This window comes from Streptomyces sp. NPDC002209 (assembly GCF_042890265.1).
Taxonomy (GTDB): Bacteria; Actinomycetota; Actinomycetes; order Streptomycetales; family Streptomycetaceae; genus Streptomyces.
Genome location: NZ_JBIARX010000002.1, coordinates 378,895 through 396,491, shown reverse-complemented (window position 1 = coordinate 396,491; position 17,597 = coordinate 378,895). Strand labels below are relative to the sequence as shown.

The following is a 17,597-nucleotide window of genomic DNA, read 5'->3' as shown; positions in this document are numbered from 1 at the left end:
GATCCCGGGCCGACGGCACTCGTTATCGGTGCGCTTCTCATCACGTGCCGGTCCACGCGTTTCGCGGCGCCGGCTACGCGGCGCGGGTGAAGCGGCTGCGCTGCCCGCTCACCGGCCCTTCGGGTTCCTGGCTGCGAGAGGAGGCGCGGCGCGCCTTCTTGGCCTCCTGGACCCGGCGGTACGCGTCGGCCTCGCGGATGAGGTCGGCGCGGCGGGCGGTGGCGATCTCGTACTCGAACATCTCGTACTCCCCGGTCTGCGTTTCTCGGCACCTCGTTCGGTGTGATCCAAGATTCGCGTCCCAGGGGGTGCCGGCACATCGGGCGCATGCCGCATCTGTGCGGGGCGGGGGTCCTTAGGCCGCGGCCGAAGGACCCCGGGGCGGACCGGGAGTGCCTAGGAGGGGGTCCTAGGCAGGCGAAGCGGAGGTCCTAGGCGGCCTTCGGGAGGGGAGCCAGGATGTCGAAGTACATGAGGCCGAAGAGCAGGACGCCCAGGGCGCCGAGCCCGACGGCGGCCCAGGAGACGGCGCGGACCCAGGTCGGGAGGGTGCGGCCGGGGGCGCCGAAGGCGGGGCGGGCCAGCACGAAGACGGCGAGGAGGAGGGCGAGGGTGGACAGGACGCCGTTGACCAGGGCGGTCATGTGCCAGGCGTCGCCGTACAGGGCCTGGATCTTCGCCTCGGTGGTGGCGGCGTTGACCGACTCGATCTGGCCCACGAGGGTCTGGCGCTCGGCTATGACGCGCGAGACCCAGCTGCCGCTGAGGGCGACGAGCCCGAGACCGGCCGCGACGACGGCGCACGCCCCGGCGCCGACGCCCTCGGAGGCCTTCTCGGTGTCGTCGAGCTCGTCGTGGAGCGCGTCCTCGAGCTCCTCGTCGGAGAGGGCGGGCTCGGTGGCCTCTTCGCTCTCCGCGGCGGGGGCGTCCTTGAGATCGGCCGTGGCCTCGGCGGCCTCGGCGGCCTGGGGCTCGGCGGTGTCCGCCTCGGGAGCGGTCGGGTCGGCGGTCTTCGTGGTGTCCATGCGGGGCACCGTAGGCGGCTTGTCTGAGAGGTTTCTGAGAAGGCGCCGACGCGGTCGGGCCGGGCCGGCCGCGGGCCCCGGACCGGGGCCGCGGCGGGTGGTGTCAGGCGGTGGGAGCCGGCGGCCACTCGTGGGCGAGGACGGCCCAGATCTCGGTGTTCTGGCGGACGCCGCGGTACGGGTAGGCCTCGCGCAGGACGCCCTCGCGGGTCATCCCGAGGCGCTCCGCGACGGCGAGGCTCTTCTTGTTGGCGCTGGAGGCGTGCCATTCGGCGCGGTGCATGCCGCGCTCGTGGAAGGCCCAGTCGATCAGGACGCGGCAGGCCTTGGTCACCAGGCCCCGGCCGGCCGCCGTCGGCTCCAGCCAGCAGCCGACCTCGCAGTTGCCCGACTCGGCGTCGAAGATCCGGAAGAGGACCCCTCCCACGAGGGTGCCGCCGACGCGGATGCCGTAGATCCGCCCGCCGTCGGCGGCCGTCTTCTGCGCGTACGTGGAGAGGAAGCCGCGCGCCGAGTCCAGGTCGGTGACGTAGTCGGCCAGGACGATGTGCTCGCCGATGAACTCCCGGCCGCGGTCCATGTGTGCCAGGAACTCCTCGGCGTGCCAGACCTCCAGCGGAAACAGCTGGGCGTCGTCGGCGAGGTCTATCGAAAACATGCGGCTTCTTCCTTGGGTCTCATACGGCGGGTCGCCGGATCACCGGGATGCGGTGGCGGGCTCGGCGCCGTCCTCGCTCGTGGCGGAGCCGGCACCGGGTCGCTGCGCGGGAAGTGTCGCACGCGGACGGCGCTCGGGGGGCTCGATGCTGATCTTGGGCAGCCGGCGGTCCAGCCAGGCGGGCAGCCACCAGTTGGCGCCGCCGAGCATGTGCATCAGCGCCGGGACGAGGAGGGTGCGCAGCACGAAGGCGTCGAGGGCGACGGCCGCGGCGAGCGCGATGCCGAACATCGCGATGATCCGGTCGCCGCTGAGCACGAAGGCCAGGAAGACGGAGATCATGATGACCGCCGCGGAGTTGATCACCCGGCTGGTCTCGGCGAGGCCGATGCGCACGGCCCGCCGGTTGTCGCCCGTCTCCAGCCACTCCTCGTACATCCGGCTGACCAGGAACACCTGGTAGTCCATGGACAGTCCGAAGAGGACCGACACCATGATCACGGGCAGGAAGGGCTCGATCGGGCCGGCGCTGCCCAGGCCCAGCAGCTCACTGCCCCAGCCCCACTGGAAGATCGCGACGACGACGCCGAAGGAGGAGGCGACGGCCGCCACGTTCATGGCGGCGGCCTTGAGCGGAATGCCGAGGGAGCGGAAGGCCAGCAGCAGCAGGACGCAGCCGAGGGTGATCACCACCCCGACGAACAGCGGCAGTTTTCCGACGATGACGTCGGCGAAGTCGTCGTAGCCCGCCGTCACGCCGCCGACGTGGACGTCCATGGTGTTGCCGTGCCCGGCGGCCGGAATGACGTCCTCGCGCAGTGTCGTGACCAGCTCGCTCGTGGCCCGGGACTGCGGGGCGAAGTCCGGTATGACGGTCAGGACGGCGGTGTCCCCGCTCCGGTTGAAGACGGCAGGGCCGGCCGCTGCGACGCCCTCGGTCGTCCGGAGGGCCTCGGCCAGGTGATCGACGGCCATCCGGTCCCCGGCGCCGTCGAGGCGGGAGACGACGGTGAGCGGGCCGTTCATGCCGGGTCCGAAACCGTCGGCGAGCAGGTCGTAGGCCTGCCGGGTGGTGGAGCCCGCCGGGTTGTTGCCCTGGTCGGAGGTGCCCAGGTGGAGGGAGAACGTAGGCAGCGCCAGTACCGCCATGACCAGCGCGGCGACGGCGCCGAGCAGTTTGGGGTGCCGCTCCACGAAGGCCGACCAGCGGGCGGCGAACCCGGTGGGCGTCTCGGGCCGCGGGCCCTCGGCCGCGAGCCTGCGGCGCTCGCGGCGCGAGAGGGCGCGCATGCCGATGTACGAGAGGAGGGCGGGCAGCAGCGTGACCGACGCGGCGACGGTCAGCACCACCGTGAGGGAGGCGGCTATCGCGACGCCGTTCAGGAAGTTCAGCCGCAGCACCAGCATGCCGAGCAGTGCGATGCAGACGGTGGCCCCGGCGAAGACGACGGCCCGGCCCGTGGTGGCGACGGCCCGCTCGGCCGCCTCCCCGACGGGCAGGCCGCTCATGAGGCCCTTGCGGTGCCGGGTCACGATGAACAGCGCGTAGTCGATGCCCACGCCGAGCCCGACGAGGGTGCCGAGCATCGGGGCGAAGTCGGCGACGGGCATGGCGTGCCCGAGGAGCGTGATGCCGAAATAGGCGGTGCCGACACTGACCAGGGCGGTCGCGATCGGCAGCAGGCTCGCCGCGAGCGAGCCGAAGGCCAGGAAGAGGACCAGGGCCGCGACGGCCACGCCGATGACCTCGGCGACGTGCGCGGTGGGCGCCTCGGTCAGGGCGATCGCCCGGCCGCCGAGCTCGACCCGGAGGCCGTCCGCCTCGGTGGCGGGGTTCTTCGCGGCGTCGACGACGGCCTCGGCCTGCGCCTTGGGTACGGAGTCGGCCTGCTGGTCGAACGTCACCACGGCATAGGCGGTGCGCCCGTCGGGACTGATCTGCGCGGCGCTCTCGGGCCCGGCGCCGTAGGGGCCGGCGACCGAACCGACGCCGGGGAGCGCGGCGATGGCGTCGAGGGCCTTGGTCATGCGCTGTTCGACGTCGGGGGTACGGACGCTCTGATGCTCCGGGGCCCGCCACACGACGGTGTCGGTGTCACCGCCGTGGCCGTGGAAGCCCGCCCGCAGGAGGGCATGGGCACGGCTGGACTCGGTGCCGGGGACCTCGTAGTCGTTGGAGAACGCCGATCCGGCGGTCGCTGCCGCCGCGGCGGCGGCGCCGAGTGCCAGCAGCCACAGGAGAACGGCTATCAGCCGGTGCCGCAGGCACCACCGTGCGATCGCTGCCAACGGACGTGCTCCCTGGTGGTTCGGATCTTCACCGGGAGCTGCCCGACGCAAAGACACTGGAACTCGTGGAGGCCGGCGCCCCGGGGGGTCGCCCCGGGTACCGGCCAAGAAGGTATACACCGCCACGATCCCAGCGTTTCGTGATCGTTGGCCCCTTTCGTGTGCATCGTCACAGGGCCGTGGAGCGGTGCGGGACCAAGGTCATCCGCTCGACGGGCCGTCCGGCTCGTCGGCCCGGTAGCCCGGGACGGAGGGCCACCTGACGGTGAGGACCACCGCGTCCTCCTCCGCGTACCAGGAATGGTCGACTCCGCGGCCCCATACGACGTAGTCCCCCTGCTCGGCGAGGACGACGGTCCGGCCGGGGAACTCCAGCCGGAAGCGCCCGCTGATCAGCACCTGCAGCGCGGTGCGCTCCTCGCCCCGCACCCACTGGGCCCGCTCGTCGCCCTTCGGGTGGACGCCCCACTTGATCTCCACGTCCGTGCTGTGGCGCGGATCGGCGGGGTCCTTGAAGTGGCCGAGGAGCCAGCCGCGGTCGGTCGCGGCGTCCGGGGTGGCCTTGCCGGTGTAGATGGAGTCGTCGTTCACGGGGTGAGGCTAATGCAGTTGTGCGGGTGGGCTGACGGCTGGTGAGCTGGGCCGATGACGATGGATGCTGACGAACTGCTGAAGGTACGGGCCCAGTACGACCGGGAGATGCGCCGCGACGCACTGCCGGACGCCACGGGGGCCAGGGTGGAACGGGCGGGAGCGGTGGTACGGCAGACCGTGCCCGGGCCGGGATGGAACGGCGTGCTCTGGTCGGACCTCGACGAGGAGACCGCGGACGCGGAGATCGCGGCGCAGGTGGCGTACTTCGCGGGGCGCGGGGCCGAAGACTTCGAGTGGAAGCTGTACGACCACGACCGGCCGGCGGATCTCGGGGACCGGCTGCGCGCGGCGGGCTTCGTCCCGGAACCGGCCGAGACCCTGCTGGTGGGGCGGGTGGACGAGCTCGCCGCGCTGCCGGTGGAGCCGCCGGAGGGGATCACCCTGCGGGTGGTGACGGACGAGGCGGGCGTCGACCTGATGATGGACGTCCACGCGAAGGCCTTCGGAACGGAGCGCCCCAGGATCCGGCACCTGCTGCTCACCCTGCTGGAGGAGGAGCCGCAGACCATCGCGGCGGTGGTGGCGATGGCCGGGGACACCCCCGTCAGCGCGGCCCGCATGGAGATGCGCCCGGGCTCCTCCTTCGCGGGCCTCTGGGGCGGCGGCACCCTCCCGCAGTGGCGCGGCCGGGGCATCTACCGCCTCCTGGTCGCCCACCGGGCCCGCATCGCAGCGGAGCGCGGCATCCGCTACCTCCAGGTGGACGCGTCGGACGACAGCCGCCCGATCCTGGAACGCCTGGGCTTCACCCGCCTGGGCACGACGGTGCCGCACGTCTGGACCGCGGCCGCGTAGCCGCCCCCGCGCCAAGACCCGCCCATGTGCCCGCCGGCCCTTCCGGCCCCGGCGCCTCCCGGGCAGGATCACCCCATGGAACGCATTGGACCGCCGCTGACCGGCGACGAGCGCGAGACCCTGCGCGCGTATCTCGACTACCACCGGGCCACCCTCGCCTGGAAGTGCGAGGGACTCACCGACGAGGAACTGCGGCGGCCCTCGTCGCCGCCCTCGGCCCTCTCCCTGCTGGGGCTGGTCCGGCACATGGGCGAGGTCGAGCGGCACTGGTTCCGCCGCACCCTCAACGGCGAGGACCTTCCCCATCTCTGGTCCGACACCCACGACTTCCAGGCCGCCTACGACGCCGGCGGCGCCACCCGCGAGGAGGCGTTCACCGCCTGGGAGGCGGAGGTCGCGCACGCGCGGCGCATCGAGGCGGCCGCCGAGTCCCTCGACGTGACGGCGTACGTGGCCAGCTGGAAGGAGGAGGCCTCGCTGCGCCTCGTCATGCTGCACCTGATCCACGAGTACGCCCGGCACAACGGCCACGCCGACCTCCTGCGCGAGGCCGTCGACGGCGCCACCGGGGCCTGACGAGACCCGGCGGGGCCGCCCGCGGCCCATCAGGCCCGCAGCCCGAAGGTCCGGGGCCCGGGGCCCGTCAGGCGGCCCGCCAGTAACCCAGGGCGTTCACGCGCTGCTTCGGCAGGGCCAGTTCCTTGCGCAGGTACGCCGTCAGCGTCCGGGTCGTCACCGTGTCGCAGGCGAGCCAGACGTACGCCGACGCCGGGTCCGCGACGAGCTCCGGGAGCTCTGCCTTCACCCGGTCCACCAGTGCCGAGCCGGTGCGCTCGACCCGCCTGATCTCGTGCCGGGCCGGGTCCAGGCGTACCGGCAGGCCGGCGTCCGACGCGTGCTGCGTCTCCAGCCAGATCGTCGCCGGGGTCTGCGGGTAGGCGTCCAGCAGGGAGTTGATCGCCGGGACCGAGGCCGGGTCGCCGATCACGAGCAGCCGCTCGGGCTCGGGCGCCGGGGCGGTGAAACCGGTCCCCTGGACGGTGGCCTCGATGGTGTCGCCCGGCTTCGCGGCCCGCGCCCACGCGCTCGCGGCGCCGTCGTGGAGCGCGAACTCCAGGCTGAACGTTCCCGCCGCCGGATCCGGGTCGACCAGGGTGTACGCCCGCGTGTGGGGCTTGCCCGCGCTCTGGAACCACAGCCGCACCCACATCGTCGGGTGGAGCGACTCGCCGGCCGCCGCGAGCAGCCCGCCGTCCGTCACGTGCACGCGACGGTAGTGCTCCGTGACGTCCTGCGCGCCCGTGACCGTGAACGTGAAGTCCTTGCCCCGCAGAAGCCGAAGGACCACGCCCTCCCAGCCCTTGCCGACGCCCGCCATGCGTGACCACCCCTCCCTCGAGCCCCTATAGTTAGGGAAGCCTAACCTAATGTACTGGGGGATGAGTGTGAGCCTTGTGACCAACGCGGACGCCGCCGGAGCCGGAACCGGCGCCTTCGAGCTCTACCGCGACGACTGGGGCATCCCCCACCTCCGCGCCGCCGACGCCGAGCGCCTCGCCTACGCCCAGGGCCACACCACCGCCCTCGACCGCGCCTGGCAGCTGGAGGTCGAGCGCCACCGCGCCCAGGGCTCCAGCGCCGCCTTCCTCGGCCCGGAGTCCGTCGCCTGGGACCGCTTCGCCCGCCGGTCCCGGCTCGCCGACACCGCCCGCCGCTGCCACGAGGCGCTCGATCCCGACACCGCCGCCTGGGTCCGGGCCTACGTGGACGGCGTCAACGACGGGCTGGCCGCCGGCGCCGCCCGCGACGAGCGGTTCGCCCGCACCGGCCACGCCCCCACCCCGTGGGAGCCCTGGGTCCCCCTCGCCATCTGGATCGCCACCCACATCCTCTTCGCCGGCTTCGCCACCAAGCTGTGGCGCGAGCGCGTGGCCCGCGCCCTCGGCGACGAGGCCGTCACCCTCTTCGCCACCGACGGCCCCGGCACCGCCGGCAGCAACGGCTGGCTGGTCCCCGGCGACCGGACCGCCACCGGCTCGGCGATCATCGCGGGCGACCCGCACCGGTTCATCGAGGACCCGGGCGTGTACCAGCAGATACGGCTCTCCTGCCCCGAGTACGACGTCCTCGGCCTGGCCGTCCCCGGCATCCCCGGCCTCGGCCACTTCGGGCACACCGGCAGCGCCGCCTGGGCGATCACCAACGCCATGTCCGACTACCAGGACCTGTACGTCGAGCAGCTCCGCACCGCCCCCACCGCCCCTGACGTCATCGAGGCCCTCGGCCCCGACGGCACGTGGGAGCCCGTCGCCCGGCACACCGAGACCATCACCGTCGCCGGCGCCGACCCGGTCGAGGTCGAGGTCCTGGAGACCGCCCGCGGCCCCGTCATCGTCCGGGACGAGACGGACGACGGCGGCGGCGGCGGCCAGACCCTCGCCCTGCGCTACCCGCCCCGCGTCCGCCGCGACCTCGGCTTCGCCGTCCTGCCGGCCCTGCTGCGCGCCCGTACCGTCGCCGACATCGACCGGGCCTTCGACGGCTGGGCCGAGCCCGTCAACGTCGTCCACGCCGCCGACGCCGAGGGCGGTCTGCTGCACCGCGTCGCCGGGGCGGTCCCGCTGCGCCACCGGGCCAACCGGCTGCGCCCGGTGCCCGCCTGGGATCCGCAGTACTCCTGGCAGGGCTGGGCCGAGACCCCCGCCGAGCCCGTCCAGGGCTTCGCCGTCATGGCCAACGCGCGCGGCATCGCCTCCCCGCTCGGCGTGGAGTTCGCGCCGCCGCACCGCGCCAACCGCATCCGCGAGCTGCTCTCCGGCTCCGCGGACTGGACCCCGAAGGCGATGGCCGACGTACACCGCGACACCTACCTGGCCTCCGCCGAGCCGCTGCTGGCCCTGCTGCCCGGACTGGACGCCCTCTCCCCCGGGGCCGCCGCACTGCGCACCCGGCTGCTCGCCTGGGACCGCCACATGGCGGCCGAGAGCACCGACGCGACCGTCTTCTCCGCCTTCCGGACCGCGACCGTACGCCGCTTCGCCGCCGACCCCGTCTTCGCCGCGCTGGCCGGCGCCCCCGCCGGCCCGGAGGTGTTCCACCCCTGGTTGTACCTGGTCCCGAAGATCGGCTACGCCCTCGAGGGCCTGCTGACCACCACCCTCCTCCCCGGGCTCGACCGCGCGGCCCACGTCCGCGCCGCCCTGGAGGAGACGGCCGCCGCCGCCCGCCCCGACGCCCCCTGGTCGCAGGTCCACCGGCTGGCCCCCTGGTCGGCCCTCCCCGACCCGGAGGCCGAGTGGCCCGGCCTCGGCGGCGACCACGACTGCGTGAACGCCACCTCCACCGTTCCGGGGTTCACCGATCTCACCGCCCGTGCATCGTCGGCCCGTTACGTCTGGGACCTGGCCCGCCGCGAGGACAGCCTCTGGGCGGTCCCGCTCGGCGCGGACGGCGTCACCGGCTCGCCCCACCACCGCGACCAGCTGCCGTTCTGGGCGCGGTGCGAACTCGTCCCCGTCGTCACCGACTGGACCCGCCTCACGAAGGAAACCCCCAGATGACCACGTCCACCCGCCGCCCCGTGCACACCCAGCTCGTCGAGGGCCTCGGCACGGTCACCCTCACCCCCGTCGACCCGGCCGCCGACGCCGCGCTGATCCACTCCTGGGTCACCGAGGAGCGGGCCCGCTTCTGGGGCATGCGCGGGGCCAGCCGCGAGCTCGTCCAGGAGATCTACGAGGACGTCGACCGCCGCACCACCCACCACGCGTTCCTGGTGCGCCGCGACGGCGAGCCGGTCGCCCTGTTCCAGACGTACGACTGCGCCGAGGACCGGATCGGCGAGTGCTACGAGGTGCAGCCCGGCGACACCGGCGTGCACCTGCTGGTCGGCCCGACGCGCGGTGCGGCCGAGCGCGGCTTCAGCTCGGGCCTGATCGGGGCGTTCCTCTCGTACGTCCTGGCGCAGCGGACCACCCGCCGGGTGGTGGCGGAGCCCGACGCGCGCAACGAGAAGGCCATCGCCCGCCTGGTGCGCAGCGGCTTCGAGCTCGGCCCGGAAGTCGAGCTTCCGGAGATCGACCTGCCCGAGGTCCACCTGCCGGCGAAGAAGGCCCGCCTCGCCTTCTTCGCCCCCGAGGCAAACTGACCGTTCCGATTGACCGTGTGATTCCGGCCACGCCAGACTGATGCCCACTCAAAGCATCGGCGCTGGGGGGAAATTGACCAGCCAGAATCTGCACATCGGGCCGGATGCGGCAGCTGACCGGTACCGGCTGCTCCGGTCGATCGGGCGCGGCGGGGAGGCCGTCCTCTACCTCGCGGAGATCGAGCTCGCGGGTGGCAGCGAACCGGTGGTCGTCAAGGTGCTCGACTCCAAGACGACCATCACGCCCGACGAGTTCGACCGGATCAGCCGGAAGTGGAACGAGCAGGCCGAGCTCCTGCGCTTCGTGCACCGCCCGGGCGTCGTCGGCGTCCGGGAGCACTTCGAGGGGCCTCCGATCCACCGGTCGGGAGAGTCCGGGACGCTGACCGGGCGGGCCCTCGTCCTCGTGATGAACCACGTCGACGGGCTCGACCTGCGCGACTGGCGCGCCGAACGCAACCTCGCCACCGCCGCCGAGCGGCGCGAGGTGATGCGGACGCTGGAGCAGCTGGCCGACGTCCTGGACTGGCTGCACTCCGGGAAGGCCACCCCGTCCGGGCGCCAGGTCATCCACGGTGACCTGTCACCGGGCAACGTGATGGTGGACGGCCACGGGCAGGCGACCCTGGTGGACTTCGGGCTCAGCAAGCTGACCGCCGACCACCAGACGGCGGAGGTGTGGTTCACCCCGGGGTACGCGGCGCCCGAGGTCTTCGACGGCAAGCGCACCCCGGCGGCGGACCGCTACGCCTTCGGGGCCATCGCGTACTTCCTGCTGAGCGGCGAATCTCCGCCCAACTCCCCGGAGCAGCTGGCCCGCGCGATGGCGGCGCTGCCGCAGATCGCGGTGCTGGACGCCGAGCGGCGCGAGCGGATCACCGCCCTCCACGCGGGTGATCCGGTGCAGCGGCCCGTCAGCCTGGCCGGCTGGATGAAGGACGTACGGCACGCGGTCGTGTCCACGACCTCCTCCACCTCGCAGCGGGCGGTGCAGGACGCGGTCCCGGCACCGGTCCGGCCCGTGGTGCCCCCGCAGCCGGCGGGCCCGCCGGCTGCGGCGCCGGTCCACGCACCGGTGCAGACGCCCTCGTACTCCCCGCCCCCGCCGACCCGGGAGGCCGTGCCGCAGCCGCAGCCCGAGCCGCAGACCCGGCCCGAGCACGTGCCCGCCGGGTACGGGCCGACGTACCCGCTGCACGAGTCCCCGCCGCCGGGGCCCGCCGCGCCGAAGAAGCGCCGGGCCGCGATCGTCCTGGGCTCGGTTGCCACCGTCCTGGTCATCGCGGCGCTCGCCGTGCTCGGCGTACGGCTGCTGGAGAAGGACAAGGGCGACGGCCAGGCCGCGGACGGCAAGGGCGGCAGCTCCGCCTCCGACGCGGCCGTACCGGAGGAGGAGTCCCCGACGCCCACCCCCTCACCGAGCACGAGCGAGAGCGCCGGCGCCGACTCCGACTCCGGGGCGACGCCCGACCCCACCGCCGGCGGCACCCAGCCCGGGGGCGTGGCAGCGGACATCAAGGCCGCCGACCTGACCCAGCTGACCCCCATCGCGGGACTGGGCAACTTCACCGTCGGAGCCGCGAAGATCAACACCAAGCAGTACGGGGCGGCCTTCATCGCGCACCCCGACTGCAACGACGAGGCGATCACCGAGTTCGACCTCAACCGCGAGTGGAAGCACCTGGAGTTCACCGCCGGCATCGACGACGGCTCCACGAACGCGAAGGGCCGGGTCAGCATCTCGCTCGACGGGAAGCCCGCGGCCTTCTCGGAGCTCGTGGAGCTCGGCAAGCCGGCCACGAAGTCGGTGGACGTGACCGACGCCCTGCGGCTGCGCGTCAAGGTGGACATGGGCTGCGACAACGGCACCGTCGTCATCGCCGCCCCGCAGCTCACCCGCTGAGCCGCACCGGGCCTGGACGGCAGGCGCAGACGCACGGCGGCCCCGCACCGGACACCGGTGCGGGGCCGCCGCCGTACGCGGGGTGCTGCTACTCGGAGACGCCCAGGCGCTCCAGGATGAGCTCCTTGACGCGGGCCGCGTCGGCCTGGCCGCGGGTGGTCTTCATGACCGCGCCGACCAGGGCGCCGACTGCGGCGATCTTGCCGCCGCGGATCTTGTCGGCGATGGCCGCGTTGCCCGCGATGGCCTCGTCCACGGCCGCGCCGAGCGCGCCCTCGTCCGAGACGACCTTCAGACCGCGCTTCTCGACGACCTCGTCCGGGGTGCCCTCGCCGGCGAGGACGCCCTCGAGGACCTGGCGGGCCAGCTTGTCGTTCAGCTCACCGGCGGCGACCAGCGCCGCGACGCGCGCGACCTGGGCCGGGGTGATCGGCAGCTCGTCGACGACGACGCCCTGCTCGTTGGCGTTGCGGGCCAGCTCGCCCATCCACCACTTGCGCGCGGCGGCCGAGTCGGCACCCGCCTCGATCGTGGCGACGATGGAGTCCACCGCGCCCGCGTTGAGGATCGACTGCATGTCGTGCTCGCTGACGCCCCACTCCTCGCGGAGCCGGTTGCGGCGTACGCGCGGCATCTCGGGCAGGCCGCCGCGCAGCTCCTCGACCCAGTCGCGGGCCGGGGCGACGGGGACCAGGTCGGGCTCCGGGAAGTACCGGTAGTCCTCGGCGTTGTCCTTGATGCGGCCGGCGGTGGTGGAGCCGTCCTCCTCGTGGAAGTGCCGGGTCTCCTGCACGATCGTGCCGCCGGACGAGAGCACCGCCGCGTGGCGCTGGATCTCGAAGCGGGCCGCGCGCTCGACGGAGCGCAGCGAGTTGACGTTCTTCGTCTCGCTGCGGGTGCCGAACTCGGACTCGGGGGTCGGGCGCAGCGACAGGTTCACGTCGCAGCGCATCTGGCCCTTGTCCATGCGGGCCTCGGAGACGCCGAGGGCCTTGATGACCTCGCGCAGCTCGGCGACGTACGCCTTGGCGACCTCGGGGGCCCGTACGCCCGCGCCCTCGATCGGCTTGGTGACGATCTCGATGAGGGGGATGCCGGCGCGGTTGTAGTCCAGCAGGGAGTGGGACGCGCCGTGGATACGGCCGGTGGCGCCGCCGACGTGCAGCGACTTGCCGGTGTCCTCCTCCATGTGGGCGCGCTCGATCTCCACGCGGAAGATCTCGCCGTCCTCCAGCTGGACGTCGAGGTAGCCGTTGAAGGCGATCGGCTCGTCGTACTGGGAGGTCTGGAAGTTCTTCGGCATGTCCGGATAGAAGTAGTTCTTCCGGGCGAAGCGGCACCATTCGGCGATCTCGCAGTTCAGCGCGAGGCCGATCTTGATGGCCGACTCGACTCCGATCGCGTTGACGACGGGCAGCGAGCCGGGCAGACCGAGGCAGGTGGGGCAGGTCTGCGAGTTGGGCTCGGCGCCCAGCTCGGTGGAGCAGCCGCAGAACATCTTGGTCTTGGTGCCGAGCTCGACATGGACCTCGAGGCCCATGACGGGGTCGTACGAGGCGAGAGCGTCCTCGTACGACATCAGTTCGGTGAAGGTGGTCACGGTGAAACTTTCCCTCTCAGCCCAGCAGGACGTCGTCGTCGCCCAGGCGCTTCAGCTCGCGGTACAGGATCGCGAGGCCGGTGACGATGGCGGCGGCGGACACGGCGGCGTCGACCAGCTTCAGCACGTCGTGCTCGCTGCGGGCCTTCTTGACCTGCTTGATCACGCTGATCGCGCCGAAGGCGGTGGTGCCGATCGACAGGTAGGTGCCGGTCTTGGACTTCTTGAAGCCCTTGGCCTTGGACAGTGCACTGGTGCTCACAGGGACGGTGCCTCCTCAAGCAGCGGGTGACCCCAGCGTGCGACGAAGGCCGCCTCCACGGCGGCACCGACCTTGTACAGCCGGTCGTCCTTCATCGCCGGGGCGATGATCTGGAGCCCGACCGGGAGACCGTCCTCCGGTGCCAGGCCGCAGGGGAGCGACATGGCGGAGTTGCCGGCCAGGTTGGTCGGGATGGTGCACAGGTCCGCGAGGTACATGGCGAGGGGGTCGTCGGTGCGCTCGCCGATGGCGAAGGCGGTGGTCGGGGTCGTCGGCGAGACGATCACGTCGACCTGCTCGAAGGACTTCTCGAAGTCCTTGGTGATGAGCGTGCGGACCTTCTGGGCGGAGCCGTAGTACGCGTCGTAGTAGCCGGAGCTCAGCGCGTACGTACCGAGGATGACGCGGCGCTTGACCTCGTCGCCGAAGCCGGCCTCGCGGGTGAGCGCGGTGACGTCCTCGGCGGACTTGGTGCCGTCGTCGCCGACGCGCAGGCCGTAGCGCATGGCGTCGAAACGGGCCAGGTTCGAGGAGCACTCGGACGGCGCGATCAGGTAGTACGCGGCCATCGCGAGGTCGAAGGAGGGGCAGTCCAGCTCGACGATCTCGGCGCCCAGCTCCTTGAGGAGCTCGACGGACTCGTTGAAGCGCTGGACGACGCCGGCCTGGTAGCCCTCGCCGGCGAACTGCTTGACGACACCGACGCGCATGCCGGCGACGGAGCCGTTGCGAGCCGCCTCGACGACCGGCGGGACCGGGGCGTCGATGGAGGTGGAGTCCAGCGGGTCGTGGCCGGCGATGACCTCGTGGAGGAGCGCCGCGTCCAGGACCGTACGGGCGCAGGGCCCGCCCTGGTCGAGGGAGGAGGAGAAGGCGACCATGCCGTAGCGGGAGACACCGCCGTACGTGGGCTTCACGCCGACCGTGCCCGTGACGGCGGCGGGCTGGCGGATGGAGCCGCCGGTGTCCGTGCCGATCGCGAGGGGCGCCTGGAAGGCGGCCAGCGCGGCCGCGGAGCCGCCGCCGGAGCCGCCGGGGATGCGGGTGAGGTCCCAGGGGTTGCCGGTGGGCCCGTACGCGCTGTTCTCGGTGGAGGACCCCATGGCGAACTCGTCCATGTTGGTCTTGCCGAGGATGACGACGTCGGCTTCCTTGAGCTTGCGCGTCAGGGTGGCGTCGTACGGCGGGATCCAGCCTTCGAGGATCTTCGAACCGACGGTGGTCGGGACCCCGACGGTGGTGAAGATGTCCTTGAGGGCGAGCGGCACGCCGGCCAGCGGGCCGAGCTTCTCGCCGCGCTCGCGCTTGGCGTCGACGGCGCGCGCCTGGGCGAGCGCGCCTTCGCGGTCGACGTGCAGGAAGGCGTGGACCTTCTCGTCGGTCGCGTCGATGCGGGCCAGGTGGGCCTCGGTGACCTCGACGGCCGTGAGCTCGCCGGAGGCGATCTTCTCGGCGGTCTGCGCGGCCGTGAGCTTGATGATCTGGTCAGTCATGGTTGTTAGTCCTCCCCCAGGATCTGCGGCACCTTGAAACGCTGCTGCTCCTGGGCGGGAGCGCCGGAAAGCGCCTGCTCGGGGGTGAGCGACGGTCGGACCTCGTCCGCGCGCATGACGTTCGTCAGCGGCAGCGGGTGGGAGGTCGGCGGGACGTCTTGGTCGGCGACCTCGGAAACGCGGGCGACCGCGCCGATGATGTCGTCGAGCTGTCCGGCGAAGTGGTCCAGCTCTTCGGCCTTGAGCTCCAGACGTGCCAGCCGAGCGAGGTGGGCAACCTCCTCGCGCGTGATGCCAGGCATGCAGCGATCCTCTGGGGGTGGTGAGTGTGTAGTTTCGTGCCCAATCCTATGGGGCCGGGCCCCGGACCCACGAAACCGTTTCCCACCAGGAGTCCCTGCGGGCCCGGCGCCGGCTGCCGCGTCGGCTACTGCGCCGGGGTTTCCGCGCGGGTCGGGGCGGCCGAGAGTTCCGCCGTGATGTCCGCCGGGCGGCGCCATCCGCGTTCGCCGCGGGCCAGGAGCCAGGCCGTGGCCTCCTGCGGGGGCATGGCGGCCGCGACCAGCCAGCCCTGGACGGCGTCGCAGCCCAGGTCGCGCAGACGCTCCCAGGTCTCGTCGTCCTCCACGCCCTCGGCGACGACGAGCAGCCCCAGCGAGTGCGCCAGGTCCACCGTGCAGCGCACGATCTCCGCGTCCTGCGCGTCCACCGCGAGCCGCGCCACGAACGAGCGGTCGATCTTCAGCTCGCTGACCGGCAGCCGCCGCAGGTGCACCAGGGAGGAGTAGCCCGTGCCGAAGTCGTCGAGCGACATCTTGACGCCGTGGCCGGTCAGGCCCGCCATGGTGTCGGCCGCCCGCTGCGGGTCCTCCAGCAGGACGTGTTCCGTTATCTCCAGCTGGAGCCCGCTGGCCGGGACCCCGTGCCGGGCCAGCCGGGCCGCGACCGCGCCCGCGAAGCCGGGGGTGTGGACGTCGCGCGGCGAGACGTTGACGGCGACCGGGACCTTCAGGCCCTGCGCCCGCCACCGCGCCACCTGGGCGAGGGCCGTCTCGAGGACGTACTCGGTGAGGTGGGGCATGAGCCCCGAGGTCTCGGCGATCGCGATGAACTCGTCCGGCGACACCCGGCCCCGCTCCGGATGCACCCAGCGCACCAGGGCTTCGAGCCCGGCCACCTGGCCGTCGAAGCGGACCTTGGGCTGGTAGTGCAGTTCCACTTCACCGGCGTCGAGGGCCCGGCGCAGATCGCCGAGGAGGCCGAGGCGGTCGGGGGTGTTGCTGTCCCGCTTGGACTCGTACACCTCCACGCCCGTGCGGTCCCGCTTCGCCTGGTACATCGCGACGTCGGCGCGGCGCAGCAGCCCCTCCGCGTCCAGCGCGTGGTCGGGGAAGACGGCGAGGCCGGCGCTGGCCTCCAGGACGAGGGTCAGGCCGTCCAGGTCGAGGGGCGAGCTGAGCTCGGCGACGAGGTGGCGGGCGACCCGCTGGGCGCTGGTGGTGGAATCGGCGACGGGCAGGAGCACGGCGAACTCGTCGCCGCCGAGCCGGGCGGCCTCGGCGTCCTCGGGCAGGGCCTGGCGGAGCCGGTCGGCGATCTGGAGCAGCAGCCTGTCGCCGGCGAGGTGGCCCAGCGTGTCGTTGACCGCACGGAACCGGTCCAGGTCGATCAACACAAGAGCTGACCGGGTGCCCAAACGTTCAGCCTCGTCCAGAGCGGACCACGCCCGCTCCAGGAGCCACTGCCGGTTCGGCAGCCCGGTCAGCGGATCGCGCAGCTGCTCCTCGGCACGCGCCCGGGCGATCCACAAGGTGGAGTCGAGCGCGATCAGCGGTACGGCGAACAGCGGCAGCAGCACCGGCTGCGCCACGGCGACCACGCAGATCAGCGGGGCGATGCCGAGCAGGGCGACGGCCACTAAGGCCTGCCGGAGCAGGGCCGTGCGGGCGACGGTGGGCAGGGATCCGCCGCGCGGGGTCAGCGCGAGCCACAGCAGCACCTTGGTGACCAGCAGGTAGGCCAGGGCCACCAGGATGACCTCGGGAGCCGCCTCCAGCCCCCAGGTGGTGGGCCGCCACGGCGTCTCGACGCTCGGCGCCTCGCCGAACGCGGCGAGTACGAGGGCCCCCGCACCGATGCCGAGGATGTCGGTGGCGCCGTGCAGCAGCCCTTGGCGCCAGCGGTGCCGGCGGGCCGCCCCGACCAGGGAGACCACCGCGAGCGAGACCAGTCCGGCGGGGACCCAGCCGTACAGGATGAGCACGCCGAGGGTGAGGGCCGCGCCCGACCCGGTGCCGCCCCACCAGCGGTCGCGGCCCAGCGCGACCAGGTGGCCGACGATGATGCCGGTCAGCAGGGCGAGCGCCCAGCCGACCGGGCCGCCGGGGAACAGGGCATGACGGTCGCTCAGCGCGGAGACGATGCCGGCCGCGAGGACCACCGCGGACAGGCCCACGACGATGAAGGGCAGCACGGTGCGCTGCGCCGCTCCGCCCGATCCCGCTCCGGTGTCGAGCGGGTGGGTGTCCGGCGTCCTGGAACCCAGGACACCGAGCCGGCCCGTCCGCATGGACGGGATCTCCCCGCCGACATCAGGTGACGGGTCGGCGCTTTCGGTGGGTTTCATGCCCGTCCCTCTCACAGCCGGCAATGCCGATGCCACGCGATGGCCCCGATGTCATGCCATCACGGCTGGAATCGCATCACGCAGCCGTGCACGACAGGCGCACCCCTCAACAGTAGGACGCGAGAGGCTCCCAGGGGCAGCGGTC

At 72.8% G+C, this 17,597-nt stretch carries 16 protein-coding genes; 5 read left to right on the top strand and 11 right to left on the bottom strand.

The window, feature by feature from the left end:
• Nucleotides 1-73: 73 nt before the first annotated feature.
• The 5 genes from ACFYXK_RS06680 to ACFYXK_RS06660 all read right to left on the bottom strand — a co-directional run bounded on the left by ACFYXK_RS06680 (nucleotide 74) and on the right by ACFYXK_RS06660 (nucleotide 4,563).
• Nucleotides 74-241, bottom strand: coding sequence for a hypothetical protein (locus ACFYXK_RS06680; protein ID WP_168724336.1), 168 nt, complete (start codon nucleotides 239-241; stop codon nucleotides 74-76).
• A 190-nt stretch (nucleotides 242-431) separates the two neighbouring features.
• The gene (locus ACFYXK_RS06675; RefSeq protein ID WP_389410104.1) at nucleotides 432-1,025 is read right to left on the bottom strand and encodes a hypothetical protein; all 594 of its coding nucleotides are present in this window, start codon (nucleotides 1,023-1,025) and stop codon (nucleotides 432-434) included.
• Nucleotides 1,026-1,128: 103 nt separating this feature from the next.
• Entirely contained in the window at nucleotides 1,129-1,683 is a 555-nt protein-coding gene (locus tag ACFYXK_RS06670; RefSeq protein WP_389410103.1) for a GNAT family N-acetyltransferase, read from the bottom strand.
• 39 nt (nucleotides 1,684-1,722) lie between these two features.
• A complete protein-coding gene (locus ACFYXK_RS06665) occupies nucleotides 1,723-3,972 on the bottom strand; it encodes an MMPL family transporter (RefSeq protein WP_389410102.1) in 2,250 nt (749 codons plus the stop codon).
• A gap of 201 nt (nucleotides 3,973-4,173) precedes the next feature.
• Nucleotides 4,174-4,563, bottom strand: coding sequence for a signal peptidase I (locus ACFYXK_RS06660; RefSeq protein WP_389410101.1), 390 nt, complete (start codon nucleotides 4,561-4,563; stop codon nucleotides 4,174-4,176).
• Nucleotides 4,564-4,623: 60 nt separating this feature from the next.
• On the opposite strand from ACFYXK_RS06660, the gene ACFYXK_RS06655 reads away from it, so the two are divergent.
• Together ACFYXK_RS06655 and ACFYXK_RS06650 are read left to right on the top strand one after the other, a co-directional pair.
• Complete coding sequence (locus tag ACFYXK_RS06655; protein ID WP_389410250.1) at nucleotides 4,624-5,421, top strand: GNAT family N-acetyltransferase; 798 nt, start codon at nucleotides 4,624-4,626, stop codon at nucleotides 5,419-5,421.
• Nucleotides 5,422-5,496: 75 nt separating this feature from the next.
• Nucleotides 5,497-5,997: a DinB family protein gene (locus ACFYXK_RS06650; RefSeq protein WP_389410100.1), complete on the top strand. Its 501-nt coding sequence runs from the start codon at nucleotides 5,497-5,499 to the stop codon at nucleotides 5,995-5,997.
• A gap of 67 nt (nucleotides 5,998-6,064) precedes the next feature.
• Here ACFYXK_RS06650 and ACFYXK_RS06645 read toward each other — a convergent pair whose 3' ends face one another.
• Nucleotides 6,065-6,799, bottom strand: a complete 735-nt coding sequence (locus ACFYXK_RS06645) for a siderophore-interacting protein (protein WP_389410099.1) — start codon at nucleotides 6,797-6,799, stop codon at nucleotides 6,065-6,067.
• A gap of 61 nt (nucleotides 6,800-6,860) precedes the next feature.
• On the opposite strand from ACFYXK_RS06645, the gene ACFYXK_RS06640 reads away from it, so the two are divergent.
• The 3 genes from ACFYXK_RS06640 (at nucleotide 6,861) to ACFYXK_RS06630 (ending at nucleotide 11,471) form a co-directional block, all read left to right on the top strand.
• Complete coding sequence (locus ACFYXK_RS06640) at nucleotides 6,861-8,981, top strand: penicillin acylase family protein (protein ID WP_389410098.1); 2,121 nt, start codon at nucleotides 6,861-6,863, stop codon at nucleotides 8,979-8,981.
• Nucleotides 8,978-9,568 carry a GNAT family N-acetyltransferase gene (locus tag ACFYXK_RS06635; protein WP_389410097.1) on the top strand — a complete coding sequence of 197 codons (591 nt, stop codon included), beginning with the start codon at nucleotides 8,978-8,980 and terminating at the stop codon, nucleotides 9,566-9,568. The genes ACFYXK_RS06640 and ACFYXK_RS06635 overlap by 4 nt, the downstream gene beginning before the upstream one ends.
• Nucleotides 9,569-9,641: 73 nt before the next feature.
• Nucleotides 9,642-11,471: a protein kinase gene (locus ACFYXK_RS06630; protein ID WP_389410096.1), complete on the top strand. Its 1,830-nt coding sequence runs from the start codon at nucleotides 9,642-9,644 to the stop codon at nucleotides 11,469-11,471.
• An 88-nt stretch (nucleotides 11,472-11,559) separates the two neighbouring features.
• On the opposite strand, the gene gatB is transcribed toward ACFYXK_RS06630, so the two are convergent.
• The 5 genes from gatB to ACFYXK_RS06605 form a co-directional block, all read right to left on the bottom strand.
• On the bottom strand, nucleotides 11,560-13,050 hold the full coding sequence (gene gatB / locus ACFYXK_RS06625; RefSeq protein ID WP_389410249.1) for an Asp-tRNA(Asn)/Glu-tRNA(Gln) amidotransferase subunit GatB: 1,491 nt from the start codon (nucleotides 13,048-13,050) through the stop codon (nucleotides 11,560-11,562).
• A gap of 37 nt (nucleotides 13,051-13,087) precedes the next feature.
• Nucleotides 13,088-13,333 carry a hypothetical protein gene (locus ACFYXK_RS06620; protein WP_360903907.1) on the bottom strand — a complete coding sequence of 82 codons (246 nt, stop codon included), beginning with the start codon at nucleotides 13,331-13,333 and terminating at the stop codon, nucleotides 13,088-13,090.
• Nucleotides 13,330-14,826 (bottom strand): Asp-tRNA(Asn)/Glu-tRNA(Gln) amidotransferase subunit GatA, encoded by a 1,497-nt coding sequence (gene gatA / locus ACFYXK_RS06615; RefSeq protein WP_389410095.1) that lies wholly within the window; start codon nucleotides 14,824-14,826, stop codon nucleotides 13,330-13,332. The genes ACFYXK_RS06620 and gatA overlap by 4 nt, the downstream gene beginning before the upstream one ends.
• A gap of 5 nt (nucleotides 14,827-14,831) precedes the next feature.
• On the bottom strand, nucleotides 14,832-15,128 hold the full coding sequence (gatC, locus tag ACFYXK_RS06610; protein ID WP_010984178.1) for an Asp-tRNA(Asn)/Glu-tRNA(Gln) amidotransferase subunit GatC: 297 nt from the start codon (nucleotides 15,126-15,128) through the stop codon (nucleotides 14,832-14,834).
• A gap of 125 nt (nucleotides 15,129-15,253) precedes the next feature.
• Nucleotides 15,254-17,452, bottom strand: coding sequence for a putative bifunctional diguanylate cyclase/phosphodiesterase (locus tag ACFYXK_RS06605; RefSeq protein ID WP_389410094.1), 2,199 nt, complete (start codon nucleotides 17,450-17,452; stop codon nucleotides 15,254-15,256).
• Between the last annotated feature and the right edge of the window lie 145 nt (nucleotides 17,453-17,597).

Bases quoted from the DNA above. Each gene is read 5' to 3' on its own strand.
- gatA (WP_389410095.1), bottom strand. From the start codon at position 14,826: ATGACTGACCAGATCATCAAGCTCACGGCCGCGCAGACCGCCGAGAAG.
- ACFYXK_RS06675 (WP_389410104.1), bottom strand. From the start codon at position 1,025: ATGGACACCACGAAGACCGCCGACCCGACCGCTCCCGAGGCGGACACC.
- ACFYXK_RS06640 (WP_389410098.1), top strand. From the start codon at position 6,861: ATGAGTGTGAGCCTTGTGACCAACGCGGACGCCGCCGGAGCCGGAACC.
- ACFYXK_RS06650 (WP_389410100.1), top strand. From the start codon at position 5,497: ATGGAACGCATTGGACCGCCGCTGACCGGCGACGAGCGCGAGACCCTG.
- ACFYXK_RS06635 (WP_389410097.1), top strand. From the start codon at position 8,978: ATGACCACGTCCACCCGCCGCCCCGTGCACACCCAGCTCGTCGAGGGC.
- gatC (WP_010984178.1), bottom strand. From the start codon at position 15,128: ATGCCTGGCATCACGCGCGAGGAGGTTGCCCACCTCGCTCGGCTGGCA.
- ACFYXK_RS06670 (WP_389410103.1), bottom strand. From the start codon at position 1,683: ATGTTTTCGATAGACCTCGCCGACGACGCCCAGCTGTTTCCGCTGGAG.
- ACFYXK_RS06645 (WP_389410099.1), bottom strand. From the start codon at position 6,799: ATGGCGGGCGTCGGCAAGGGCTGGGAGGGCGTGGTCCTTCGGCTTCTG.
- ACFYXK_RS06605 (WP_389410094.1), bottom strand. From the start codon at position 17,452: ATGAAACCCACCGAAAGCGCCGACCCGTCACCTGATGTCGGCGGGGAG.
- ACFYXK_RS06680 (WP_168724336.1), bottom strand. From the start codon at position 241: ATGTTCGAGTACGAGATCGCCACCGCCCGCCGCGCCGACCTCATCCGC.
- gatB (WP_389410249.1), bottom strand. From the start codon at position 13,050: ATGTCGTACGAGGACGCTCTCGCCTCGTACGACCCCGTCATGGGCCTC.
- ACFYXK_RS06655 (WP_389410250.1), top strand. From the start codon at position 4,624: ATGGATGCTGACGAACTGCTGAAGGTACGGGCCCAGTACGACCGGGAG.